Annotated in this window: 19 protein-coding genes and 5 tRNA genes; 16 read left to right on the plus strand and 8 right to left on the minus strand. The window is 46.9% G+C overall.

The features are described 5' to 3' along the window. Positions 1-146: 146 nt before the first annotated feature. Positions 147-2651 (minus strand): ATP-dependent Clp protease ATP-binding subunit, encoded by a 2505-nt coding sequence (locus tag FHS56_RS03190; protein WP_166918428.1) that lies wholly within the window; start codon positions 2649-2651, stop codon positions 147-149. A gap of 62 nt (positions 2652-2713) precedes the next feature. Beyond that, positions 2714-3364, minus strand: coding sequence for a WbqC family protein (locus FHS56_RS03195; RefSeq protein WP_166918429.1), 651 nt, complete (start codon positions 3362-3364; stop codon positions 2714-2716). A 149-nt stretch (positions 3365-3513) separates the two neighbouring features. Here FHS56_RS03195 and FHS56_RS03200 point away from each other — a divergent pair, with 149 nt between their 5' ends. The 4 genes from FHS56_RS03200 (at position 3514) to FHS56_RS03215 (ending at position 7179) form a co-directional block, all read left to right on the plus strand. Next, positions 3514-4632, plus strand: coding sequence for a hypothetical protein (locus FHS56_RS03200; protein ID WP_166918430.1), 1119 nt, complete (start codon positions 3514-3516; stop codon positions 4630-4632). Between the two features lie 115 nt (positions 4633-4747). Then, positions 4748-5863 (plus strand): imelysin family protein, encoded by a 1116-nt coding sequence (locus FHS56_RS03205; RefSeq protein ID WP_166918431.1) that lies wholly within the window; start codon positions 4748-4750, stop codon positions 5861-5863. A 133-nt stretch (positions 5864-5996) separates the two neighbouring features. Continuing rightward, a complete protein-coding gene (locus FHS56_RS03210; protein WP_166918432.1) occupies positions 5997-6599 on the plus strand; it encodes a cytochrome c oxidase subunit 3 in 603 nt (200 codons plus the stop codon). Between the two features lie 94 nt (positions 6600-6693). Next, positions 6694-7179, plus strand: a complete 486-nt coding sequence (locus FHS56_RS03215; protein ID WP_166918433.1) for a Dps family protein — start codon at positions 6694-6696, stop codon at positions 7177-7179. 140 nt (positions 7180-7319) lie between these two features. On the opposite strand, the gene FHS56_RS03220 is transcribed toward FHS56_RS03215, so the two are convergent. Continuing rightward, positions 7320-7393: transfer RNA gene (locus FHS56_RS03220), tRNA-Ile, on the minus strand. Between the two features lie 227 nt (positions 7394-7620). Between FHS56_RS03220 and FHS56_RS12030 the strand changes: the two genes are divergently transcribed. From FHS56_RS12030 to lpxK, 3 genes are read left to right on the plus strand one after another with little or no spacing between them, the layout of a single operon-like run. Further along, positions 7621-8265, plus strand: coding sequence for an HAD family hydrolase (locus FHS56_RS12030; protein WP_166918434.1), 645 nt, complete (start codon positions 7621-7623; stop codon positions 8263-8265). Continuing rightward, positions 8246-9436: a site-2 protease family protein gene (locus FHS56_RS03230; protein ID WP_166918435.1), complete on the plus strand. Its 1191-nt coding sequence runs from the start codon at positions 8246-8248 to the stop codon at positions 9434-9436. Before FHS56_RS12030 ends, FHS56_RS03230 begins: the two co-directional genes overlap by 20 nt. A gap of 4 nt (positions 9437-9440) precedes the next feature. Further along, a complete protein-coding gene (gene lpxK, locus FHS56_RS03235; protein ID WP_166918436.1) occupies positions 9441-10499 on the plus strand; it encodes a tetraacyldisaccharide 4'-kinase in 1059 nt (352 codons plus the stop codon). On the opposite strand, the gene FHS56_RS03240 is transcribed toward lpxK, so the two are convergent. Next, a complete protein-coding gene (locus FHS56_RS03240) occupies positions 10482-10811 on the minus strand; it encodes a helix-turn-helix domain-containing protein (protein WP_166918437.1) in 330 nt (109 codons plus the stop codon). The genes lpxK and FHS56_RS03240 overlap by 18 nt on opposite strands. A 236-nt stretch (positions 10812-11047) precedes the next feature. Here FHS56_RS03240 and FHS56_RS03245 point away from each other — a divergent pair, with 236 nt between their 5' ends. Next, positions 11048-12100, plus strand: a complete 1053-nt coding sequence (locus FHS56_RS03245; protein ID WP_166918438.1) for a sensor histidine kinase — start codon at positions 11048-11050, stop codon at positions 12098-12100. 56 nt (positions 12101-12156) lie between these two features. On the opposite strand, the gene FHS56_RS03250 is transcribed toward FHS56_RS03245, so the two are convergent. Further along, the gene (locus FHS56_RS03250) at positions 12157-13419 is read right to left on the minus strand and encodes a S8 family peptidase (RefSeq protein ID WP_166918439.1); all 1263 of its coding nucleotides are present in this window, start codon (positions 13417-13419) and stop codon (positions 12157-12159) included. Positions 13420-13560: 141 nt separating this feature from the next. Then, positions 13561-14784, minus strand: a complete 1224-nt coding sequence (locus FHS56_RS03255) for a BaiN/RdsA family NAD(P)/FAD-dependent oxidoreductase (RefSeq protein ID WP_166918440.1) — start codon at positions 14782-14784, stop codon at positions 13561-13563. 108 nt (positions 14785-14892) lie between these two features. On the opposite strand from FHS56_RS03255, the gene FHS56_RS03260 reads away from it, so the two are divergent. From FHS56_RS03260 to purL, 4 genes are all read left to right on the plus strand, one after another. Next, complete coding sequence (locus FHS56_RS03260) at positions 14893-15927, plus strand: lysylphosphatidylglycerol synthase transmembrane domain-containing protein (RefSeq protein ID WP_166918441.1); 1035 nt, start codon at positions 14893-14895, stop codon at positions 15925-15927. 24 nt (positions 15928-15951) lie between these two features. After that, positions 15952-16488 (plus strand): O-acetyl-ADP-ribose deacetylase, encoded by a 537-nt coding sequence (locus FHS56_RS03265; RefSeq protein ID WP_166918442.1) that lies wholly within the window; start codon positions 15952-15954, stop codon positions 16486-16488. A gap of 91 nt (positions 16489-16579) precedes the next feature. Then, the gene (gene ctlX, locus FHS56_RS03270) at positions 16580-17494 is read left to right on the plus strand and encodes a citrulline utilization hydrolase CtlX (RefSeq protein ID WP_166918443.1); all 915 of its coding nucleotides are present in this window, start codon (positions 16580-16582) and stop codon (positions 17492-17494) included. A gap of 72 nt (positions 17495-17566) precedes the next feature. Further along, entirely contained in the window at positions 17567-19792 is a 2226-nt protein-coding gene (gene purL, locus FHS56_RS03275) for a phosphoribosylformylglycinamidine synthase subunit PurL (RefSeq protein WP_166918444.1), read from the plus strand. A 133-nt stretch (positions 19793-19925) separates the two neighbouring features. Here purL and FHS56_RS03280 read toward each other — a convergent pair. After that, a tRNA-Cys gene (locus FHS56_RS03280) sits at positions 19926-19996 on the minus strand. Between the two features lie 204 nt (positions 19997-20200). On the opposite strand from FHS56_RS03280, the gene FHS56_RS03285 reads away from it, so the two are divergent. The 3 genes from FHS56_RS03285 (at position 20201) to FHS56_RS03295 (ending at position 20794) form a co-directional block, all read left to right on the plus strand. Then, positions 20201-20274, plus strand: a tRNA-Asp gene (locus FHS56_RS03285). Between the two features lie 306 nt (positions 20275-20580). Beyond that, positions 20581-20653, plus strand: a tRNA-Gly gene (locus tag FHS56_RS03290). A gap of 68 nt (positions 20654-20721) precedes the next feature. Then, positions 20722-20794 (plus strand) — tRNA-Gly (locus tag FHS56_RS03295). Positions 20795-20845: 51 nt separating this feature from the next. Here the strand turns inward: FHS56_RS03295 and FHS56_RS03300 are convergent. Beyond that, positions 20846-23335, minus strand: a complete 2490-nt coding sequence (locus FHS56_RS03300; protein WP_166918445.1) for a bifunctional UDP-N-acetylmuramoyl-tripeptide:D-alanyl-D-alanine ligase/alanine racemase — start codon at positions 23333-23335, stop codon at positions 20846-20848. A gap of 375 nt (positions 23336-23710) precedes the next feature. Here FHS56_RS03300 and FHS56_RS03305 point away from each other — a divergent pair, with 375 nt between their 5' ends. Next, positions 23711-24916 carry a hypothetical protein gene (locus FHS56_RS03305; protein ID WP_166918446.1) on the plus strand — a complete coding sequence of 402 codons (1206 nt, stop codon included), beginning with the start codon at positions 23711-23713 and terminating at the stop codon, positions 24914-24916. The last annotated feature ends 1 nt before the right edge of the window (position 24917 follow it).

A 24917-nucleotide genomic window follows, 5' to 3' on the forward strand; every position in this document is an offset into this window, starting at 1 on the left:
AAAGATGGTTTTGGTGATTGTTCGTTGCAAAAATACCATTTTAAAACGTCTTGTGTGGGCTGCATGTTCCTACAGCACACAAGGACGATACAAAAAAATAAGGCTGCCTCTTTGAGGCAGCCCTGTGGTTCTTGTTTGTCAATACCTTATGAACCAGCTTTTTCTTGTTTGCGGATAGAGAGCACAAGCTCGTCTCCTTCTGCTTTGTAATCTGCCACTAAGGTGTCGCCTTCTTCAATTTCTCCTTTGAGTATTTCCTCTGCAATGGGGTCTTCTAAGTATTTTTGAATAGCCCGTTTCAAAGGACGTGCCCCGTACTGCGGGTCATAGCCCTTCTCGCTGAGGAAATCTTTGGCAGCTTCGGTGAGCTCGATATGGTAGCCCAACTCTTCGATGCGCTTGAAGACGTCTTTCAACACAATATCGATAATCTTATGGATGTGCTCTCTTTCCAGCGAGTTGAACACAATCACATCGTCCAGACGGTTCAAGAACTCCGGTGAGAAGGCTTTTTTCAAGGCACTTTGGATGGTAGACTTCATAATTTCGTCCATACTTTCGGCTTTTGCCTTGGTGGTAAAGCCAATACCTGCGCCGAAGTCTTTGAGGTCACGCACCCCAATGTTTGAGGTCATGATGATGATGGTGTTTTTGAAGTCCACGCGACGTCCCAAACCATCGGTCAGCACCCCATCATCGAGCACCTGCAACAAGATGTTGAACACATCGGGGTGGGCTTTTTCTATTTCATCGAGCAAGATAACAGAATAGGGTTTACGACGCACTTGCTCGGTCAGCTGCCCACCTTCTTCATAGCCCACATAGCCGGGGGGCGCACCAATGAGGCGGCTCACGGAGAACTTCTCCATGTACTCGCTCATGTCGATGCGGATGAGGGCATCGCTACGGTCAAACAGATACTCTGCCAGCGCCTTCGCCATTTCGGTTTTACCCACACCGGTAGGACCCAAGAAGATGAATGAACCGATAGGACGTTTGGGGTCTTTCAAACCTACCCGCGTACGACGGATGGCACGTGCCAGCTTATCGATGGCAGCATCTTGCCCTACGACCCGTTTTTTCAGCTCGTCTGCCATGTGCAGCAGCTTTTGGCTTTCGGCTTGTGCCACACGCGTTACGGGAATACCGGTCATCATAGCGACCACTTCGGCTACATGCTCCTCGGTTACGGTGTAGCGTTTGCGCTTAGATTCTTCTTCCCAAGCAATCTTGGCTTTTTCAAGTTGTTGAATGAGTCTTTTCTCTTTGTCGCGCAGTTGAGCCGCCTCTTCATATTTCTGGCTTTTGACTACGCGCGTTTTCTCTTCTTTTACTTTTTCTATTTCTTCTTCCAGTTTCAAGATGTGCTCTGGAACATGGATATTGGAGATATGCACCCGTGCCCCCACCTCATCGAGCACATCAATGGCTTTGTCGGGCAGGAAGCGGTCAGTAATATAGCGGTCTGAGAGCTTCACACAGGCTTCCAATGCCTCCGGCGTATAAATTACATTGTGATGCTCTTCGTAACGGTCTTTGATATTATTCAATATCTGAAGAGTTTCTTCGGGTGTAGGCGGGTCAACCATTACCACCTGAAAGCGGCGTGCCAAAGCACCGTCTTTTTCGATATACTGACGATACTCATCCAAAGTAGTAGCGCCGATGCATTGGATGTCGCCACGTGCCAGTGCCGGCTTGAACATGTTCGAAGCGTCGAGCGAGCCTGAGGCACCACCCGCCCCTACGATGGTGTGCAGCTCGTCGATGAAGAGAATCACATCGGGCGATTTCTCCAGCTCGTTCATGACGGCTTTCATGCGCTCTTCGAACTGCCCGCGATACTTGGTTCCTGCCACTAAGGATGCCAGGTCCAGCGTTACGATGCGTTTGTCGAAAAGCACGCGCGACACTTTGCGCTGCACAATGCGCAGTGCCAAACCTTCGGCGATGGCGGTTTTACCTACCCCCGGTTCACCAATCAACAGCGGGTTATTCTTTTTGCGACGGCTGAGTATTTGCGCCACGCGCTCTATTTCTTTTTCACGCCCAATGATAGGGTCAAGCTTGCCCTGCTCTGCCATTTTGGTGAGGTCGCGCCCAAAGTTGTCCAATACAGGGGTTTTTGATTTTTCCCCTCCTTTGGACTCGCGCCCACTACTAAACATGCGACTTTCTTCGTCTGGGTCATCCGACTCCAAAGAAGCTTTGGGTTGGTTTTGATATTCGAGCATTTCTCTTACTACATCGTAGGTTACATTGAATTGATGCAGCACCTGAGTTGCCAGAGTATCTTCATCACGCAAGATAGACAACAGCAAGTGTTCGGTGCCTATGATGTTGGTTTTAAAAATTTTGGCTTCGAGGTAAGTGATTTTGAGTACCTTCTCTGAAGCACGGGTAAAGGGTATGTTGGCAATGTTTTTCACATTATTGACTGCAGTGCCGCGGGTAGCCCGTTCAATCGTGGCACGCAGCTCATCCAACGGAACACCCAGTTTTTTCAATATGTTGACGGCGAGCCCTTCGCCTTCACGAATCAAACCCAACAGCAGGTGTTCCGTACCTATATAGTCATGCCCCAAGCGCAGTGCCTCTTCGCGGCTTAGGGATATAACCTCTTTTACTCGATTCGAAAATTTTGCTTCCATGTGCTTGTCCTCCGGAACAAATTTAATGTTGTAATATACGCTTTCACACTTAATTTATCAAATCAAAATGCTACTCTTTCGCTCAAAGAGAGCTTCACGCCTTGCTGCAGATACAACCTGGCAGCAGGTCCCATGCAAAAGAGTAAATCCAAGATACTTAGATTTGGTACAAATTTAGCACCAAAGTTCTGCATATAAGGCTCCCAGCGGATGTTTAAAGTTGTTTTTTTCTTCGGATGCAACACGTTTCTCATGTCTATTATCTCTAAATCAGCCACTTGGGCAGCATCATAGTAGTCTGTGCTGTATGTAAAACGATTGGGAAGCTGCAAAAGTTTGAGACAAGTTGTCATAATTCTCTGCTGAAGTTGCAGCAAGGTTGTTATGGGCTCCTGCAGAATTGTCAGAATTTCCGGGGCAAAGTATTCATAAAAAGGGGCTTTGCGATAAGCCGCCTCTATGGCACGGATATGGTCTTTTTGCCAAGCATGGCGGTTGTCTATTTCTATGGCATGCAGCGGGCGCTTCCATGGCTTGCGCACAGGCACCGACAACATCCACACGCCCTTATCGGTAAGTATCTCACAACGATTACGATAAGACTGCTTCTCATAATAGGCATGGATGTCCAATACTACCTTTTCTGCCTGCACATAACACGCCCAAAAAGCAAGCGACGGGAAATAATGCGGTTCAATGAGTATTTTTTTCATAAAACGTCAGTGCTCTGATTTACAAAGACAAATTTCTTCTTTTTGAGGGTGTTCTGCAAATTTTGGTTTTTATTATTTGTATTTATTCTAAATAAACATTTACTTTGCATCACTATTTAAAACAAGTCTAAATTAAAATAAAAACATCTATGAAAAAGATTCTCCTGACCGCAAGCATCGCAGTTTTAGGGCTCAGCGCATGTAAAAAAGACGACGAAAAGGCGCCCTTGAGCATACCTTCTACTTACGAGTCGGCTAATTATGAAGCCAATACCGTTGAAGAGAAAGCCATTTTAAAAAATTTAGATGATTTGAAAGCTGCCATCAAAGCAGCTTCGGAAAGCAACCCCTTGGACGAGGCTGCCCTGAAAGCCCTCTATGAGGGAAGCAAATTGCAAAGCGCTACTTCGGCTTACTACAACACACAGGTACTGAGCTATCTGAAAGAGGTAGCTGCTGCCAGCACCGGTGGTGCCTATGACATGAAAACCGAAGGCAGAGCTGCCAACGGGAAAGGTGGTTTCTTTGGTGGACGTTTGTTTGAAGAAGGCGGCTTGGAATTGATAGAACTCATAGAAAAAGGTTTGTTTGAAGCAGCGCTCTACCATCATGCCTATGGCATCACTCAGAAAACAGAGCTTACCCCTGCCGACATCGACCGTCTGGTGGCTATCTTTGGCGCTCACCCTTCGTTCCCGAACAGCAGCGACGAAAGCAAACACCAGTACCCCGACAAATATGCTGCTAGATATGCTGCCAAGCGTGACAAAAACGATGGCAAAGGCTTTTACACCAACATTAAGAATGCTCTGTTGAAAGCGCAGGCAGCGGTAAAAGCGGGCAAAGCTTATGATGCAGAGCTGCGTGCAGCCCTAAAAGAATATCTTACCAACTGGGAAAAATCTTGTGCTGCTACCATCATCAACTACCTGTACAACGCCCAAAATAGATTGACTGCCACCTCTCCTTCCGACAACGATTTGGCAAATGCACTGCACGCCCATGCAGAAGCAGTAGGTTTCTTGCACGGATGGCGTCGCTTGCCTCAGAATGCACGCATCATTACTGACAGCCAAGTCGATGAGATTCTAAATATTTTGAAAGCTCCCGCAGAAAGTGAAGCCTCTGCTTACCTATTCGTAACTGATACTTTCAACCAAGTAGGCAAGCTGACCGAAGCCATTAACAAAATAAAAGAAATATATGGCTTCAGCAATACAGACCTGGAAGACTTCAAAAAAGACTGGGTGGTTCAACAAGGCAGATAAATCAAGCGTTTCTTTCAGCCACCAAAGGCATGCTCGCAAGTATGCCTTTGGTGCATTTGGTTTTCAGTATCTATATCTATTCTATGGTAAATGTTTCTCTAAACCCCGTTCACTCATGAACAGACTTACTTCCCTCCTACTCCATACCCTATCGGTCATCTATTTAATTGGTTTGACTGCCTGCGATTCCAAAAAAGAAGGTCAACCGCAAAACTTTGACCGGCGCGGATTGCTCGAAAACATAGCCAACAATCTAATAACTCCAGCTTTTGACAGCCTGTACAATGAAGCCAAGCGCCTACAGAAGGCTACCCAAAGCTTTGTAGATGCCCCTTCACTAAACACGCTGGAAAGCTTGCAGGCGCAATGGAAGCAAACATATACGGTATGGCAGTCTGCCAACATGTATAACTTCGATTTTCTGATTGAGCCCAATACACTCGATAAAAGTTTATTCGAGGAAATAGGCGTATTTCCAGCAGACAGCAACCTCATTGAGCAATACATCAGCCAAGGGAATTACAGCTTTGCCAACTTCCAACGAAATACTCGGGGCTTTTTGGCTATGGATTATCTGCTGTTCCGCACCGACGGCAATCAGCAAGCCATCATAGATGCATTTATAAACAACAGCAACCGCCGCCTGTATTTAAAAGCGGTTGCCGACCATTTGGTGCTGAAGATAGAAAAAACACGCGAACGCTGGAGAGAACGAAAAGCTTCTTTCATTGACAACGACGGCACGGATGCCGGCAGCTCTCTTACTCTGCTGTTCAACGAATTCAACCTGGGCTACGAACGTATAAAAAACTTTAAGCTGGGCATTCCATTGGGGAAAAAAGCCCCAATGACTTCGCCCGCACCTATGTACGTAGAGGCATATTACAGTGGTGTATCGATTGAGATGATTCGTGCCAACATGAAAGCCATAGAAAACATTTGGCGGGGCGTAGGTGCCAACGGGCAAGACGGCTTGGGCTTTCAGGACTACCTGCTGGCTGTAGCAGGAGGCAAAGAGCTCTCCGACAACACAGAAGCTCAACTGGCAAGCATTTATCAAAAACTGGACGCACTCGACAGTCAGGCAAGACTCTCTACCCTCATCGAAACGCAATACACAACGGTTGTAGCACTACACACAGAGATGCTCAAGCATACACGCTATTTTAAAAGCGACATGAGCTCATTGCTTGGATTGTATATCACTTATGACAGTGGCGACGGCGACTAACAGCAATCGACAGTTGTGCAGTCACCATAAGCATGCAGGCAACCTCCAGGTTGCCTTTTTGTTTGCCTTTTTCGAACCTGTAACTTCTTTTTTTGTTTTTATTAAAAGAGCATATCCACACCAAGCACATCTTATGGAAAAAAATAGCTCTTTCTTAGAAAAAGTAACCCAAAGGCGCGAGCCCCTCAGTTTTATGCTGTGGTTAGGGCTTATAGGCATTTCTATTATGTTTGTTTTTCTGAGTGCGGTCTTTTTAAAATACCGCCTTCAGATTCCGGCACTTCCTTTTGAAGTGCCCCGCTTGCTTGGCATAAGCACTTTCGTCATTGTATGCAGCAGCCTCACGCTGCAACAAGCATACAAAGCCTTTTTGCAAGATGCCTACTTTGCCTATCGTTATTTGCTGGGCACTACCCTCATACTTTCGCTCGCTTTTGCTTTTTGCCAATGGCAAGGCTGGGAAAGCCTCTACAAACAGAACCTTGAGCTGATGCGCAGCACCCCGCTCCATAGTTTGTTTTTTGTGCTGATAGTGCTGCATTTGGCACACTTGGGCATAGGGCTACTGGCTTTGCTGTATTTCTTCGCTATCTCGCTGCTTAAGCTAAACTACGTGGACGCCTTCATTTATGCCATGAACCCTCCCAACCGCCTTTTTCTGCGACTGCTCGTTGTTTACTGGCATTTCATAGGGGGTATATGGGTTTATCTTTATCTGTTTTTTCAGTTTATGTAAAAGTGTAATCAGAAACTTTTATTATCAAGGATAATTTATTATATTATGCAGTAAGCATACAGAACAAATGTTTCATCTAAAAACCACTAGTACTATGGAAAAAATACGGGAAAACAATATCGGACTGGAAAACAAAGCTACTACAGCTGTCGTTGAAAAACTGAACACCCTGCTGGCTACTTACCAAGTGTATTATCAAAACCTACGAGGTTTCCATTGGAATATCGAAGGGGAAAACTTTTTCACCCTCCACGCTAAGTTTGAAGAGCTTTATACTGCTGCCCAGCAGATGATAGACACCATAGCAGAGCGCATCTTGACCTTGGGCGGAACTCCACTACACACTTTTGCTGATTACATGAAACATGCTGCCATCAAAGCAGCAAAAAATGTGCGTAGCGACAAAGAGTCGGTTGCTACCCTCATCGAAAACATACAGGCGATAGTGGCTCTTGAGCGTGAGGCACTGAAAGCTGCCGAAGAAACAGAAGATGAAGGTACTGTCGATATGTTGGCAGGCGACATCAAAGCCAAAGAGAAAGACTTGTGGATGCTGCGTGCTTTCTTGAAGCGCAACTAAATAAATACGGTTTAAGAAAAGTTCAAAAATGCAAAGGAAGCTCTATATATAGGGGCTTCCTTTTTGGCTTGAGTGCCGCAAGGCTTGCATCCATTGCAAAAAAACAAAGCTACCCTTGTGTAAAGGGTAGCTTATGACTGTGGACCCTGCTGGGCTCGAACCAGCGACCCCCTGATTATGAGTCAGGTGCTCTAACCAGCTGAGCTAAGGGTCCGCATCACGCTCTTGCACGTGATTTCGAGTGCAATTTTACGTAATCATATTTGAACTTGCAACAATAGCACCAAAAAAATAATTCTCAAACCAGCTAAAACCTTGCTATTCAGTCATTATACTCAATAGCCTTCGGAAGGCTAAAAAACATTTCATCACACATATACAACGACATTAGCAAATGCACACATTGTTTTAGATATTTGCAACAACCAACGCAAAAAAGACGTGCAGTTACCTCCAAATTTGCTTTTTGACTTGGGTGGCGTTATTATCAATATAGATTTTGAGCGCACCATACGAGCTTTTACTCCACTTTTGCAGCCAGCATATCACGACCGCTTGAAAGATTGGAATGCCCTTGCCAAGCTTCCATTTTTCCATGCATATGAATGCGGGGAAATAAACACCTCCGATTTTTACGCCGCCTTGAAACAGTACATGCGCCCCGAGGTTACAGAGGCAGCAATAGAAAAAGCATGGATGGCTCTTTTGCTCGATATCCCTGCCGAACGTATCCGCCTGTTGCAAAAACTCAAAGCTGCCGGCTATCGTCTCATGCTACTGAGTAATACCAACCCTGCCCATATAGAATGCATAGAACAGATGCTTCAACAAGAGCACAGCACCTCATTCTACGAATTATTTCACGCCTTGTTTTTCTCTTATGAAATAGGATACACCAAACCCGATGCCCGTGCTTTCGAATATGTGCTTGAAACGAGCCGCACAAAAGCCAACGAGCTTCTTTTTATTGACGACAGTGCTGCCAACATAGAAGCGGCGGCGCAGCTGGGCATGCATACCCTTCATGTACCACAAAATCAGCTCAACACAGCCAAGTTTTCAACCTATGAGATACAGAAAACATAAATCCAAAGGAGGCATACACTTGCTTTTGTTTGTCATCACTTTGGTAACCACCACCTTTGCTGGTGCCGAATGGATACATGGCAAGCCTATTCTCGACTGGAGCAATGGTAGCATTTCGGACTGGGTCAACAGCCGTACTCTGAGCGACGGTTTTCACTACTCAATCCCCTTACTTTTGGCACTGAGTTTTCATGAGTTTGGGCACTACTTTACAGCACGCTATTACCGTATCCGGGTAACGTTGCCATACTATCTTCCCTTTTGGTTTTTTGACCTGAGCAGCAGCATCGGTACTATGGGTGCCTTCATTCGTATCAAAGAACGCATGCGCAGCCGCAAGCAATTTTTTGATGTAGGCATTGCAGGTCCATTGGCAGGCTTTATTGTGGGTTTGGGCATCCTGTATTACGGCTATACCCACCTGCCCCCCCGTTCTTATGTTCTGGACATACACCCTGAATACAAAGAGATGCCAGGATACCAAATCTATGGCGACGACTACAGCAAATATGCATACGAAGCAGACAGCACGGGCACACCCAAGCTGTTGGTGAGCCTGCAAAAACCCTTGCTTTTTTTACTTGCCGAGCGCTATTGGGTAAAAGACAGCAGCCGCATTCCTGACACGCGTGAGATGATGCATTATCCTTACCTTTTAGCCGCTTATATTGTCATGCTGTTTACCGCCCTGAATTTAATACCCATAGGGCAGTTAGACGGCGGGCATATCCTCTACGGCTTGTTGGGTCCCAAGTTATTCAACCGTACAGCTGTTGTTTTATTTTATGGTTTTTTATACTACGCAGGCTTGGGTTTGGTAAGTCCTTACACTCCATTTCCCCGCTTGTTGATACACCTGACACTTTATGTTTACTTTTTATATCTGTGCTTCTACTCTACCTCGCCTTTCCCCATGCATCGGCTTACGCTGGCACTATCGGTAGTGTTCTTGCAGTTTGCTACTCTTTGGCTTTTTCCTCAAGCCGAAGGATACAGTGGCTGGCTGGTGTTTATCTTTATCTTAGGGCGCTTTTTGGGGATTTATCATCCCACAGCGTACATGGAAGCCCCCATCGGCAGAGGGCGACAACTCTTGGGCTGGCTAAGCCTTCTGATTTTGTTGCTTTGCTTCTTGCCTGCACCTTTCAACATAGAAGTCATTGGAGAGTGATAAGATGAAAAATCTTTTCATATACTGCTTGCGCCGGAGCATAGGCTGGCTTTTCGTGCCATTTTATGCTTTGGCAGTGCGGGTACGGCACCTGCTGTATGATTGGGGCATATTCAAAAGCGAGCGGGCAGACCGTCCCACCCTCTGCATTGGCAACCTAACAGTGGGGGGTACAGGCAAAACACCTCATACCGAGTTCTTTATAAAAAGCCTAAGCCAATGGTACCGCGTGGGGGTAGTAAGCCGTGGCTATAAACGCCAAAGCCGTGGCGTGGTAGTAGCCGATGCAAACACGCGTGCAGAAGACATAGGCGATGAGCCTTATCAAATATGGATGAAATACAAAGAAAAAATAAGCGGTTTAAGCGTAGGCAGCCGACGCATAGAAGCCATCCGGGCGCTGCTTGTCCAACACCCAGATACGGAAATAGTCATCCTTGATGATGCCTTTCAACATCGTGCCTTAGAAGCCACTGCTTATGTACTTTTATGCGATTATTACCGCCCATTTTACAGGGATTTCATGCTTCCTGCCGGTGATTTGCGAGACCTGCGCAGCAGAGCCCGGCAAGCAGACATTGTCATAGTCAGCAAGTGCCCGGCAGACATTTCTGAAAGAGAGCAAAGAGAAATAGAAAAGCAAATAAGACGTTATACGGGGGACAAACCAGTATTTTTTTCTACTTATGCTTATGGCAGCGTCAAAGCTGTATGGCAGGGAAGCCCGCCCTGTAAAAGCGAGGTGGTGCTTCTATCGGGTATTGCCACCCCCTCGCTCTTTGAAAAGGCAGCAGCGTCATGCGGGTTTAAGATAAAAGAGCACCTTGCCTTTGCCGACCACCACAACTACAATGACCATACGCTGCAAAGTGTATTGCGCAGCTTACAGAAACACCAAGGCGCCTCTTTACTTACGACAGAAAAAGACTTTGCCAAAATTAAAAACATGCCCCTCTGGCAAAAGCAATTAAAAGACAGCGGCTGCTACTACCTGCCTCTACAAGTAAAATGGCTTGGTGCATCCCCCATTCAGCCGGTGCTGCAGCTACTCCAACCGGCGTAATTTTTCTTCCAATCGGCGATTTTCTTGCTCCAAGCGCTCTATTTGCCGACGATACTCTCCTATCTGTCTTTGTATTTCATCAGACAAAAACGAAGCGTGCGGCTCACCACTAAGGTCACAATCTACCAAATGTGCCCAATACACCCCAAAAAGTTCACCCAAGCGCATAAGGATTGCCAGATTAGGCTCGGTAACGCCTTTTTCGTAGTTGCCGATGATGCTTTTTTTCTTTCCAATTCTATTGGCAAGGTCTTCTTGCGTCCAACCTTTTCTTTTTCTTAAAAATCGAATGTTTTTACCTAAATAAAGCATATCTCTTTTCCAGTTTAATAGTGATGTCAGTCTCAAAAACTGCCAGTCGGTTTCAAAAGGTTGTTTTTTTCTTTATTTTCCAATAAATTTGGACGATTATTACAACTTTAATATTCAATAACAGGACACATAGGCACGATGCATATTTTAAAACCCATTTAGTATGCAAATGTAAAAATATTTATCAATTAAAAATAGTGCTTAAAAGTGCCATTACATCATAACCCATCTATTCTATGCAAAAGCAGCTTAAGAACTCATTCTCTAAACGGTATGAAGTATCCCCCCTCTATGCCTTATGGATACGAGAGCTATTGGAAAGTGGAGACCAAAAACAAATAGCTAATACCCTGAGTCTGCAATATGTGTATGTGAAGCAGGTACTTGGCGGCAACCGGAACAAGCCCATTCGTAGCACCAATGCCCTCCGTGTCATAGAAGAAGCCGAGAATTTGATTTTACAACGGTTAAACGCTATATTCGAGGAAAAGAGAGAAATTGTGGAGCGCATACTGACGCGCCGCTCTATACAGCTGAGTTATGCCATGAACGGAGCTTCGAAACACCCCAAAACTGCCAAAGAAAAACTCGACAGCATCTACACTCTATTGCGTGCTATCAACCACGACATGAAGTCGCCGCTCAATTCATTTGCTGCTTTCATTCAGCTGGTAGAGCACCTTGACGAAATCAAAGCTTTGGTACCTCCCACCATGTTGCATGAGATGCAGCAAAATATTCAATATTTGGTAGAGCTATGGAATGCACTCAACGACTGGGTCGTCAAGGTGGTCAAAGAGGAGAGTGTAGAAAAGAGCTTCTATTTAAACGAAGTCATCGTACAGAGTATAGAGCTACTCAGCCCTATGGCAGAGCATAAATGCATACAACTGGTGTATGAGCCAAGCGGGGAAGATATAGAATTACACTCCGATATACATATTATCAAATTTGTCATACGCAACTTGTTGCATAATGCCATCAAATTCACCCCCGAAAACGGTAAAGTGTACATAGGAAGCGGGTTAGCTGTACCGGGCAAAGCTGCCATAACAATGCGGGACGAAGGTAGAGGCATTCCAGAAGAAGTGTTGCCCACAATATTCGATTTAAATACAAAGAAAAGTACCTACGGTACCAAAAACGAAAAAGGAACAGGCATTGGCTTGGCACTTTGCAAAAAGATGGTCAATGAAATAGGAGGTGACATAGAGTTGATACAAACTTCACAAGAAGGCAGTACGTTTAGAGCTTTGTTTCCATTAAATCACGATATAAACAGAGCATAGAAAAAAGAACGGGGTGCCCTACGAGCACCCCCGTTTCTATTTTGAAGTAATCATTATTAACGGCGCCCTATAGGATCGGGATTTCCGTCGGGGTCGTTTTTGACATAGCCACTGGTATATACTGCACCATTGTTTACCAGCATGATACCTGCAATGTGCGGAGTAGCCATAGAAGTACCACTAAGGGTAGCATAGCTGCCGCCTTTGTAGGTTGAGTAGATAGACACACCCGGTGCACAAAAATCAATCGGTGGGTTAGCATAGTTCGAGAAGCTGGCGAAACGATCTTGGCTGTCCATTGCAGATATGGTCAGCACCTTACCGCCATTAGAAGAATTGTAGTAGTTTACACGCGCAGGTGAGTAGTTGTTAGCATTGGCAGAACTATTACCGGCAGCCACGGCAACATATACGCCTTTGGAAGCCAAATTTTTCACTGCGTTGTCTAAGGAGGTAGAAGCCCCACCACCCAAGCTCATGTTTACTACATCACCTTGTACTACTACGCTGGCAGTATAGTCCACACCATTGATGATGGTTGAAGTAGAGCCTTGTCCACTGGCACCAAACACACGTATAGACACCACAGTAGCACCGGCAGCTACTCCTACTACGCCATAAGAGTTGTTTTTAGCGGCAATAGTACCTGCCACGTGGGTGCCATGACCGTTTTGGTCAGTGGGGGTTCCACCTACAAACGTACGGCTATACTGGGTATTTACGTTCAAGTCGGGATGCGTGAGGTCAATGCCAGAATCAATGACGAAAGCCCAGCGAGACAATCCGGTAGATTCTACCGCACCGCCTACACGGGTGATGCCCCAGGGGGTGGTTTGTGCCGCATTGGTACCTTCTTTTACTTCTACCGGCTCCAAGAAAACCGGACGGTCTGGCTCTATGATAGCCACGCGACTGTCTTGACGTAAGATGCGCAGTTCCTCAGCAGAGAGCTGGTCAGCAAAACCTAAAAACACATTGCCGTACACATTGTCGAGGGTTGATTTGTCGCGTTGAATACCCACTTCTGCCAACAGGCGGCTTACTTCCTCGCGTGCGAGTTCTTCCACACGGCGGGAGTACTCCAGTTTGCCTTCACGGCGGTTGGGTTCAGCAGGAATACGGCTGCGGAAGGTGGCAGCTACCTCGTCTTTGAACACTACGATGTAACGCCCTTCATAGGCATCGCTGCTTTCCACCACTTGTACATCGGAAGTGGGTGCAGGGGTCATGGTTTCTTCCTGCTGTTTGCAGCCTGTTAAGCAAGAAGCCACAAAGAATGCAGCCAAGCCGGCTGCGGTAAAGAGATTGCGTTTGTTCATAACAACGTACTTTTTAGTTAAACTTTTAATAAGCATCATGTACCATAAGTACGTTGCAATTCTATAAAAAGTTTTGCAAAAGCAAAAATAATCTTCAAAAATTTTTACAAAATCACACAAACGCACAATATAATGCGGCTTTTATCCAAACAAGAAGCGCCTAACGCCCGTGGCAGCCATGTAAGCGGTAGTCCATGCAGCCTGAAAATTGAAACCGCCTGTTATGCCGTCTATGTCGAGGATTTCACCGGCAAAAAACAGCCCCGGTAGCTTTTTACTCATCATGGTCTTGGCAGACACTTCCCGCAAATCCACGCCTCCACAGGTTACAAACTCCTCTTTAAATGTGGTTTTTCCACTAATTTCATACTCATCGGCACACAGCAAACACAAAAGCGTCTGTAATTGCTTGTTTGAGAGTTGTTTCCATGTAATTTCTTCTGATAGTTGAGCCCGCTGACAAAGATATACCCACAAACGCTTAGGTAAGCCTACATAGGTATTTTTCAGTTTTTTATCAGGATTTTGCTTTATGGTTTCACGCAGGCGGGCTTCCATGACAGCAGGGAGCACCCCTATCCAATTGACTCGCACCTGCGTTTGATAAGCCGCTTCATGCAAAAGCCTCGCGCCCCATGCCGACAGGCGCAAGACGGCAGGTCCACTCATACCCCAATGGGTAACTAAAAGAGGTCCTTCTTCAGTCATTTTCCATTGAGGCAGGGTTACCCTTGCAGCAGGCACACTCACCCCCTGCAGTCCCCGCAAAGCGGCATCTTCTATGTTGAAAGTAAACAAGGAGGGCACTGGCGGAACTACCGACAACCCAAGCGATTCTATCCATGCATAGTGTTTGTGTTTGTTGCCGCCTCCTGTGGTAAGCACCACAGCTGCTGCCGGTAGGCTTTTGCCGGAAGCAAGCACAACCGACCATTGCCCCTCAGTTGCTGGCTTCAGTTCTACCACATCGGCACGTGTACACACCTTCACTCCTGCCTCCTCTGCTGCCCGCATCAAGCACTGCACGATGGTTTCCGAGCTGTCAGAAGCCGGGAATACTCGTCCGTCGGCTTCTGTTTTAAGGGCTACGCCTTGACGGCTAAACCATTCATATGCTTCACGTGGTCCGAATTCATAAAATAATTTGCGCAGGAAGCGCCCCCCACGGGGATAGTGCAGGTACAATTGCTCTACGTCGTAGCAGGCAGGCAACACATTGCAACGCCCTCCGCCCGAAATACGCACCTTACTGAGCAAGTTGGGTGTTTTTTCGAGAATAGTAACCGGCAAGCCACTGCGGGCAATGTGGATAGCAGCAAAAAAGCCGGCAGCACCACCACCAACAACTATAACCTCTTTATTCATTCGAGTTTTTGAAGGCAAACTTAAGCATTTGTCAAGAGGCACTCGCTTCACACAGATGCTTTTTTTGAATCTTTGTACCTTTGTTCTGTTGCAGCAAAGCATCGCTTTATGAAAATCCAAGAACAAGACATTTTACGCAAGCTAAGTCCTAAGCGTACCTTTATTCCGTTGCTTATTGGCTTACTTTCAACCGTGGTTATTTTCTACTGGACCTATGAGCCCTCGCAATGGCAATATTTCTGGCAAGCCTCGTTGCCGGCACTATTGGGAGCCATAGCTGCGCTCCTCGTACGTGATGGAGGATATACTGCGCGCATCCGTTATTTATCTCAAAAAGAACTCGGCTGGCGTGGCAGCCTATACAGTATTCTCTTGTGGGAGTTTGCCTCGGCTGTCACGCCCTCGGTAGTGGGCGGTACGGCTGTCGCTATTTTTATTCTCAACCGTGAGGGTATCCGGTTTGGTAAAGCACTGGCTTATGTGTTGCTCACGGCAGTGCTCGACAACGCCTTTTTTATTTTTGCTGCCCCACTTGCCATTTGGTTTTCACAAGGTGAGGTATTTGTAGGTAGTTTCAACAAAACCATGCAGTGGACTTTTTGGTTTAGCTACCTACTCATTGCTTTGTACACTTTTTTCATGGCATTCGGTCTTTTAGCTCGTCCCCGTGTGGTGAAGTGGCTGCTGCTAAAAATCACCGCCTTCCGTTGGCTCAAACGCTGGCGCAAAGCTGCCTATGACACAGGCAACGACCTTATCATAGCTTCAAGAGAAATCAAAGGCAAGCCCGTCGCTTACTGGCTGCAGGCGGCAGGATTCACCTTATTTATATGGACTGCCCGTTATGTCACTTTGAATTTTCTGATGGAAACATTTATTGACTTGTCGCTACAGGACCATTTGCTTGTGTTTGGCAGGCAGATAGTCTTATGGATAAGCATGCTCATATCACCTACGCCCGGCAGCACCGGTACTGCCGAGTACTTTTTCACAGAGCTGTATTCCGAGTTTTTAGGCAGCTTCAGCGGCACCGTGGGGGTGCTCTGGCGCTTGCTCACTTATTATCCCTATCTGCTGCTGGGAATATTGATACTACCTGTATGGTTGCGACGCACACAACAGAAACTGAAGACAGTAGAGTAGTTTTTGGTTTTAACAACATAAGCTATGAAATTGAAAGACAGAATAGAAGTAATGCAAGGCGACATTACCCGTCTGAAGGTGGATGCCATAGTGAACGCAGCCAATCCTTCATTGATGGGTGGCGGAGGCGTGGATGGTGCCATTCACCGTGCCGGTGGCCCGCAGATATTGGAAGAGTGCAAGGCAATCATCGCAAAAATTGGGCAACTCGATACGGGCAAAGCCGTGATTACGAGCGGAGGCAACTTACCTGCTGCCCATGTCATTCACACCGTAGGACCAGTATGGCATGGTGGTGGGCAGCAAGAAGCCAAGCTATTGGCAGAAGCCTATACCAACAGCCTCGCTTTGGCAAGCGAAAAGGGCTTGCGAAGTATTGCCTTTCCCAACATAAGCACGGGGGTATATGGTTATCCCAAGCGCGAAGCAGCGCAAGTGGCGTTCCGTGCAGTTACGGATTATTTAAAGACCCACCCCTTGCCTGAGAGAGTGATTTTTTGCTGCTTTGACGACAAAAATTACCAACTTTATCAAGAGCTGCTACAAAACATAAAAGACTAAAAACACAACGCATTTTTACTGGCAGGGGTTGAATCATTGCCCAAAAAAAACTTATATTAAAAGACAGTGTGACTAAACGAAATTAAAAATTATGCAAGCAACTTCTTACGTAATGATGATTCGCCCCACGCGCTTTGGTCCCAACCCACAGACCATTGAGCAGGAAGCTCTCGATGTGGCTGCTTTGGGCTTAGAGGAAATCCATCGCCAAGCTTTGAAGGAATTCGACGGGCTGCTAAACCTGTTGCGCGTGCACGACGTCAATGTGCTTGTGTTTGAAGACGTAAAAGAAGACCCTTCCCCCGACGCCCTGTTTCCAAGCGACTGGGTATCGTTCCACAGCAACGGCAATGCTGTGCTCTACCCTCTGGAAGCCCCCAACCGGCGCAAAGAGCGACGCAAAGACATCTTGGAAGCACTTAAAAAGCAGTTTGTTCTGCGCAACATCATAGACCTTACCCATCACGAAACTAAAGGGCGCTTTTTGGAAGGCACCGGAAGCATGGCGCTGGACCGCACGCAAAAAGTGGCTTATGCCTGCCTTTCTGCCTGTACCCACCCCCAAGTACTGAATAACTTTGGCAGCTTGCTCCAATATCGCACAGTTACTTTTCAGGCAGTAGATGCCCACAAAAAGCCGATACGTCATACTGACTCCATCATGAGCATTGGCACCAAATACGTTATCTTCTGCATGGATGCCATTACTTTGGACTTCGACCGCGATGTGCTGCGCCAAGAGTTCAAGAAATCGAAAAAAGATATCATCGAAGTCAGTCATGAACAAGTGGACAGCTACTGCTGCAATGTGCTGGAGGTGGTGAATAACACAGGCATTCACTACTTGGTCATGTCTTCACGGGCATATCAAGCCCTGAGCGAAGACCAAAAGGAGCACCTGGAGCGCTACGCCAAGATTTTACATACCCCCCTCGACACCATCGAACAATACGGCAAGGGAAGCGTGCGTTCCATGCTCACAGAAATACATCTGCCGACCATTTAAGTTTTTCAATGAAAATGCTGTTTGGTCAAAAGCCTTTCCCTATTTTTGCCAAAACAAAACCAAAGAGACACCATGTCCACCCCAACCGAAGATAAGTTACTCAAAATAGCGCTTCAATTAGGTCTTTTGGAAGAAGAATATCATCGCATTGTAGAAATATTAGGGCGCACCCCCAACTTCACAGAGCTCAGCTGTTATGCTGCCATGTGGTCGGAGCACTGCTCCTACAAGAACTCCATTGTGTGGCTGAAAAAACTGCCCAAAGATTCCCCTCGTATGTTGGCGAAAGCCGGTGAGGAGAATGCCGGCTTGGTTGATATAGGCGACGGATGGGCTGTCAGCTTCAAAATAGAATCACACAATCACCCTTCAGCAATAGAACCCTATCAGGGGGCGGCAACGGGCGTGGGAGGCATCAACCGTGATGTTTTTTCTATGGGTGCACGCCCCATTGCCCAACTAAACTCTTTACGTTTTGGCGACCCGAGTACTCCCAAAACACAGCGCCTACTGCGCGGCGTAGTCAAAGGCATTGGCGACTACGGCAACGCCTTTGGTATTCCGACCGTAGGAGGTGAGATATTCTTTGACAAGTGCTACCAAAGCAACCCCTTGGTGAATGCCTTTTCGGCAGGGATAGTACGTACCGACCGCATAGCTAAAGCTATTGCCCAAGGCAAGGGCAATCCGGTTTATATCTTTGGTTCGGCTACGGGGCGTGACGGCATTCATGGCGCTTCTTTTGCCTCCAAAGAAATCACCAAAGAGTCGGAAAAAGACCTGCCGGCAGTGCAAGTAGGCGACCCCTTTATGGAAAAGCTGCTGCTGGAAGCTACCCTTGAAGCCATCGCTACAGGACATGTAGTGGGCATACAAGACATGGGCGCCGCCGGCGTCATCTGCTCTACTTCCGAAATGAGTGCCCGTGGAAAAAGTGGTATGGACATCCACCTCGACAAGGTACCCACCCGTCAAGAAGGCATGCAGCCTTTTGAAATATTGATTTCTGAGTCGCAAGAGCGCATGCTCATGGTCGTAAAGAAAGGCAAAGAGAAGGAAATAGAGCAGATTTTTGAAAAGTGGGATGTAGCTTACGCCAAAATAGGAGAAGTAACCGACAGCCAAGAGCTGCGCTTTTTCATGAAAGGCGATGTAGTTGCCAAGATGCCTGCCGAGAGCTTGGTACTGGGCGGCGGTGCCCCCGTTTACTACCGAGAATATAAAGAGCCTGCCTATTTTCAAGAATACAAAAAGTTTCACATCTCACAGGTCAAAGAGCCACGCAACCTGAAAAAGGTAGCACGTTTTCTTTTGCAACAACCCAATATCGCCTCCAAACGCTGGGCATATGAACAATACGACTCGATGGTAGGCACCGCCAACCAATCGACCAATGCTCCCTCCGATGCCGCTGTAGTAGCCCTAAAAGAAACCAACAAGTCGATAGTTATCACGGTGGACTGCAACAGCCGCTATGTGCATGCCGACCCCGAGCAGGGCACTGCTATAGCCGTTGCCGAAGCTGCCCGCAACATCGTTTGCTCCGGTGGCGAGCCCATTGCCATCACCAACTGTCTGAACTTCGGCAACCCCTACAACCCGGAGGTATATTGGCAGTTTGTGCATGCCATTTTGGGCATGAAAAAAGCATGCGAGCGCTTTGAAACCCCTGTAACCGGTGGCAACGTGAGCTTCTACAATCAGTCAGAGGAAGGTCCGGTATTTCCCACCCCTACTATAGGCATGCTGGGGCTGCTCGAAAACCGCGAGTGGCAGATGACCCTCGATTTCAAAAAAGCGGGCGATTTAATATACCTGATTGGTTCGCCAAAAAACTGTATTTCTTCTTCTGAATATCTTTATGCCTATCACGGCGTGGAGGCTTCTCCTGCTCCTTTCTTCCACTTAGACGAAGAGTGGGAAGTGCAGCAGCTCATCAAGCAGCTGATTCGTGCGGGCTTACTGCGTTCTGCACATGATGTTTCTGACGGCGGTTTGTTCATCACCTTAGCTGAGTCGGCTATGCCCCGTGCGCTGGGCTTCCGTATTCGTACAGACAAGCGCTTCCGCCGTGATGCTTATCTCTTTGGCGAAAGCCAAAGCCGTGTGGTGGTTACTGTCAAGCCTACCCATCAAAAGAAATTTGAGCGCTTCATGGAAGGCAAAGGCGTAGAGTATAAACTCATTGGTGAAGTAATCAAAGAGCATTTCATAGTGGACAAAGACAAGTGGATGGACGTGCAAGAAGCCTACGAGCTGTACGAAGGGGCACTTCCACGATATATGGAGCAAGGATAAGCGGCATGCACATACTTGCTTGTTGAGGCGGGCGGTAATTGTCCGCCTTTTTTTTGCCAAAAGGAAAACAGACAGTAAGCAGTAAAAAAAAGCAGAAGGGGAACCGAAAATCCGATTCCCCTTCTGCTTTCAGAGGTAGCGGGCGGATTCGAACCGCCGTACGGGGTTTTGCAGACCCCTGCCTAACCGCTCGGCCACGCCACCATTTCCGTCTTTGCGCCTGCAAACTTAGCGAGTACAGGTAAAATATCAAAACATTTTTTCTTTTTTTTCTTCAAACAAATCGAATAATCGTCTCTTTCAACTCTTTACAGAATTCACTTTTATGAAGTCAAACAAAAAACAGCCATAGGGCTTGCACGATATGGAAAAGCTTTCTATATTTGCAGCGTCAATAAGAGACAAGCAGGAGCGGTAGTTCAGCTGGTTAGAACGCCGGCCTGTCACGCCGGAGGCCGCGGGTTCGAGTCCCGTCCGTTCCGCGCAAGGAGAAGTTCAAAACTTCTCCTTTTTTTGCTTTAGTCCTTTCAAGACTCGGTGCCTGTTTGTTTTCATCCGTAAATAATTTTTTTAATTGGTCGGATAGAACTCGCATGATGAATTTTCATCTGTGTTTGTGTTAAACGAATCATGCTCGTTTCAGCAGAGAATATTTCGGCATTTTTTCAAAACAAAAGCGGCTGAAATACAAAGAGGTAGGAATTTTAAAAAATTTTTTTCAAAAAAATATTTGCACAATTCATCGGGCTTATGCTATATTTGCATCGTCAATTAAAGACAAAAGGCAAGCGCGAGTAGCTCAGTTGGTAGAGCGCAACCTTGCCAAGGTTGAGGTCGCGGGTTCGAATCCCGTCTCGCGCTCGAATGAAAAAAACAAGCCTGCTTAGTTTTTGCTAAGTAGGTTTTTTTGATTAGATTGCTTGCAACAGGCGCGAGTAGCTCAGTTGGTAGAGCATCAGCTTCCCAAGCTGAGGGCCGCGGGTTCGAGTCCCGTCTCGCGCTCTCACAAGGCGCTCACACTTATCGTGGGCGCCTTGTTCTTTGCTCCCATACTTAAGCATCGGTATAAAAAACTCGCTTGACCCGACTGCCTATCCCTGTCAATATTTCGTAGGGGATGGTACCTAAGCGCTGGCTCAATTCTTTAAGCTGTTCTACATTTTCAAAAATAATGACCCGGTCTCCTTCTTTTGCTTCCGGCACTTCGCTTACGTCAATCATACACATATCCATGCAAACATTGCCCACAACCGGCACTGCTTTTCCATGTACATACACTACTCCTCTGCCGTTCGATAATGCGCGTCGAAAACCATCGGCATAGCCGATGTTAATGGTGGCAATGTGCATTGGTTTTTCTGCCATAAAACGGCGCCCATAACCTACACTTTCGCCCGCCTGAATATGTTTAATTTGTGCAATATTGGTGCTAAGACGCACCGCCAATGCCAGTTCTTCCTGCAGCAGCTGCGATGGGTCGATTCCATAAAGCGCAATGCCCAGGCGCACCATATCGTACTGAGCCTCCGGAAAGCGCAAAATACCTGCCGAATTCAAGGCATGTCGCAAAAAAGGATAATGCAACGCCTCACGGAAATAAAGGCAGGCTTCTTCGAAGAGCTGCAGTTGGTGACGGGTAAAGCTGTCATGTGCCGGCTCGTCGGCAGCCGCCAGATGCGTAAATACCGACTCCACTTTTAAGTGTTGCTGTTGTGCCAAGTGTTGTGCCAACGCCTTCCACTCATTTTGTTCAAAACCGAGGCGCCGCATGCCGGTGTCTATTTTGATATGCACCGGATAGGCACTTTCCCCGCGCATCTCTACTAAAGTCTGAAAACTACTGAGTACTCGATGGTTGTACAGCTCCGGCTCTAAGCGGTGTTCAATCAGCGCTTCGAAGGCGTCGGCTTCCGGGTTCATTACCATAATGGGCAGCGTGATGCCCTGTTCACGCAATCGAACCCCCTCGTCGGTATAAGCCACCGCCAAGTAGTCGGCTCTTAGGAAGGAAAGCATGCGTGCCACTTCTTCTATGCCGCTGCCATAGCCAAAAGCTTTTACCATAACCATAATTTTGGTAGCAGGATGCAAACGGCGGCGCACGCAGTGGTAATTATGCATGAGCGTATCGAGGTTTACTTCCAGAAGCGTGCGGTGCAGGTGTTGCTCCAGATGGCGCACCAACTGCTCAAAAGCAAACTTACGCGCCCCTTTGATTAAAATGTGGCTATGATGCAGGCGGTCGAGCAGTCCGCTTTCCAGCAGTGTCGAAGTAGAGGGAAAGCAATGCACCTCCGGGATAGCAGAGAAAAAAGAACGGTGTAGGCAGATATTTTCGCCCACGCCTATGAGGGTGTACACCCCGGCGGCTTCCAGCATTTCGGCTATACGATGATAAAGTACCGAATGAGGCAAGCCCGTTTCCAGCATATCGGACAACACCACCACTTTACGGCGCTCCTGTGCCTGATGCTGCAAAACAGACAAAGCAACATGCAAACTTTCCACATCGTTGCTATAGGAATCATCAATGAGCACATTGTGGCGTACCCCCTGCTTCACTTCCATACGCATAGACAAGGGGCGCAAGCGCTGGACACGGGCTGCTATTACTTCCGGGTGATAGTCCATGTAAAGCATGAATGCTACGGCAGAAAGGGCATTTTCTATGGAAGCTTCGTCTATGAAAGGCAAATGCAGATGAAAGCTCTGCGCCTGATAGCGTACAGCCAAGCGTACGCCTTCTTTGTGCTCTTCCAGCACTTTGTACTGCATAACTGCCGATGGGTGCGTTCCCCACGAAAGGTGATATACATGCGCTGGCAGTTGTTCCCATGCCTCAGGATAGAGCTCTTTTAGCTTCGAAGGGTAAATAAGACAACGGGCATGAGTAAAAAGCTTCAATTTCTCCTGCAGCTTTGTCGTACGATTGGGAAAGCCACTGTCATGTGCAGCGCCTATGTTGGTCAAAATACCAACAGTAGGGCGTATGATACGCTCCAGGCGCTCCATCTCACCGCTTTGTGAAATGCCCGCTTCGAACAGTGCCAATTGATGGTAGGGACGCATCTGCCACACCGACAAAGGGACTCCTATTTGCGAATTGAAACTCTTAGGACTGCGTACGATAGAGTACTCCTGCGCCAGCAGCATGAATAGCCACTCTTTGACAATGGTTTTTCCATTGCTGCCAGTAATGCCTACCACGGGGATGTGGAAGCGGCTGCGGTGTGCTGCTGCCAAAGCTTGTAAAGCCTCTACGGTATTTTTCACTTGCCACACATTCACATCCGGGAAATCGTGATGCCACTCTTTTTGCACCACAAAGTGGCGCACGCCCTTTTCGTATGCCTCTGCGATGAAGCGGTGTCCATCGTAGTGCTTGCCCGGGATGGCAAAAAAAAGCGTATGAGCAGCCTTTTGAATACTGCGCGTGTCGGTCAGCAGCTGCCGGATGATGGCTTGCGGCAAGGCAAGCCGTGGCGACGCTGTCAAAAGAGACTCCAAGACAGTGTGCACTCGGGCAGCTGTCCATTCTTCCATTGTGCTTTCGTGCTTATCAGAAGCTACATTCACATTTTTACATATTTTGAAAGGCAAAATTAGGCATTGCTTGCAAAATGAAGTTATGGAATATGTGGCATCAAGCAAAATGTACTTCTCATTCTTTTGGTAGTCATTCTCCGATATAGCATCGCCCGAAAAGGTTATCGCCACAAGCAAGCAGGCTGTATGTTACTTTATGGCATTTAGTTTTTAAATATTTTCGCACTCTTTCACAAATAACCACAATATCAAGCCTTTATGCGGCTAAGGAAGTCAATCCAACAAGCAAAACTAAGGCTTTATTACACCAAGTTTGCTTGATGCAATAAAATTTTCGTACTTTCTCGAACAAAAGTCAAATAAGTATTTTTCATGAAAATTTTAGAGGTAAAACCTCAAGACAAGCAGTTAGTAAAGCTATTTTTAGAGGTACACAAAAACATCAACCGCCACGACCCCAATTGGATATGCCCCTTAGACAAAGACATAGAGGCGGTATTTGACCCCAACAAAAACTCGGCGCATAGCCATGGCGAGTGCACACGCTGGGTACTGATAGATGATGCCGGGAACCCCATAGGGCGGGTAGCCGCTTTCGTGGATGAGCATACGAAATGGATGGGCAACAAGCAGCCTACCGGTGGTTTTGGTTTTTTTGATTGCATTGACAATCAGGAAGCTGCCAACCGGCTATTTAACAAGTGTCGCGAATGGCTCGAAGCTCGGGGCATGCAAGCGATGGATGGTCCCATTAACTTCGGCGAGCGGGACCGCTGGTGGGGGCTTTTAGTAGAGGGCTTTCATCCGCCCAACTACCAGCAAAACTACAATCCCCCCTACTATCGCCGTTTGTTTGAAGCCTATGGCTTTCAAAACTATTTTGAGCAATATACTTACGGACGCCCAGTGGGCAGTGTCAACGAAGATTTGCATGCGCGTGCCAAGCGTATTTTTTCCAGTGAGGCTTACCGTTTTGAAAAGCTGAACAAGAAAAGACTCAAAGACTACGTACATGCCTTCACACAGGTATATAATCAATCATTTGCGGTCATAGAGGACGTCCCTCCCTTGACAGAAGCCGAAAGCTACGCTTTAATGCAGAGCATCATGCCTATCGTTGACGAACGCTTGATATGGTTTGCCTTTTATAGAGACATGCCCATAGGCATCATGGTTATGTTGCCCGAAGTAAATGATTTATTCAAACACTTGCATGGCAAGTTCAATCTGTGGGCAAAGCTCAAGTTCATGTATTACAAAGGGAACATGCGCCGCTATTGCAAGCGCATGACCGGCTTGGTCTTTGGCATTGTACCGCGTTTTCAGGGGCGAGGTATCGATGCTGCACTCACCTGTTGCTTAGAAGAAGAAGCGCTAAAACCTACATTCCCTTATGAGTGGGTAGAACTCAACTGGATTGGCGACTTTAATCCTGTGATGCGGCGTATTGTAGAAGATATGGATTTCAAAATACATAAAAAGCATATCACTTACCGCAAAATTTTTGACCCTAACATTCCTTTCGAACGCCACCCAATTCGTACTTTTGAACGTCGAAATTCCTTAAACAAAAAATAAA

It is taken from the genome of Thermonema lapsum (assembly GCF_011761635.1).
Classification (GTDB): Bacteria; Bacteroidota; Bacteroidia; order Cytophagales; family Thermonemataceae; genus Thermonema; species Thermonema lapsum.

Coding starts and splice junctions, on each gene's coding strand:
- FHS56_RS03190 (WP_166918428.1), bottom strand. CDS start 2,651: ATGGAAGCAAAATTTTCGAATCGAGTAAAAGAGGTTATATCCCTAAGC.
- lpxK (WP_166918436.1), top strand. CDS start 9,441: ATGAAAAATCTTTTCATATACTGCTTGCGCCGGAGCATAGGCTGGCTT.
- FHS56_RS03250 (WP_166918439.1), bottom strand. CDS start 13,419: ATGAACAAACGCAATCTCTTTACCGCAGCCGGCTTGGCTGCATTCTTT.
- ctlX (WP_166918443.1), top strand. CDS start 16,580: ATGCAAGCAACTTCTTACGTAATGATGATTCGCCCCACGCGCTTTGGT.
- FHS56_RS03205 (WP_166918431.1), top strand. CDS start 4,748: ATGAACAGACTTACTTCCCTCCTACTCCATACCCTATCGGTCATCTAT.
- FHS56_RS03265 (WP_166918442.1), top strand. CDS start 15,952: ATGAAATTGAAAGACAGAATAGAAGTAATGCAAGGCGACATTACCCGT.
- purL (WP_166918444.1), top strand. CDS start 17,567: ATGTCCACCCCAACCGAAGATAAGTTACTCAAAATAGCGCTTCAATTA.
- FHS56_RS03210 (WP_166918432.1), top strand. CDS start 5,997: ATGGAAAAAAATAGCTCTTTCTTAGAAAAAGTAACCCAAAGGCGCGAG.
- FHS56_RS03240 (WP_166918437.1), bottom strand. CDS start 10,811: ATGCTTTATTTAGGTAAAAACATTCGATTTTTAAGAAAAAGAAAAGGT.
- FHS56_RS03300 (WP_166918445.1), bottom strand. CDS start 23,335: ATGGAAGAATGGACAGCTGCCCGAGTGCACACTGTCTTGGAGTCTCTT.
- FHS56_RS03230 (WP_166918435.1), top strand. CDS start 8,246: ATGAGATACAGAAAACATAAATCCAAAGGAGGCATACACTTGCTTTTG.
- FHS56_RS03255 (WP_166918440.1), bottom strand. CDS start 14,784: ATGAATAAAGAGGTTATAGTTGTTGGTGGTGGTGCTGCCGGCTTTTTT.
- FHS56_RS03200 (WP_166918430.1), top strand. CDS start 3,514: ATGAAAAAGATTCTCCTGACCGCAAGCATCGCAGTTTTAGGGCTCAGC.
- FHS56_RS03215 (WP_166918433.1), top strand. CDS start 6,694: ATGGAAAAAATACGGGAAAACAATATCGGACTGGAAAACAAAGCTACT.
- FHS56_RS03305 (WP_166918446.1), top strand. CDS start 23,711: ATGAAAATTTTAGAGGTAAAACCTCAAGACAAGCAGTTAGTAAAGCTA.
- FHS56_RS03245 (WP_166918438.1), top strand. CDS start 11,048: ATGCAAAAGCAGCTTAAGAACTCATTCTCTAAACGGTATGAAGTATCC.
- FHS56_RS03195 (WP_166918429.1), bottom strand. CDS start 3,364: ATGAAAAAAATACTCATTGAACCGCATTATTTCCCGTCGCTTGCTTTT.
- FHS56_RS03260 (WP_166918441.1), top strand. CDS start 14,893: ATGAAAATCCAAGAACAAGACATTTTACGCAAGCTAAGTCCTAAGCGT.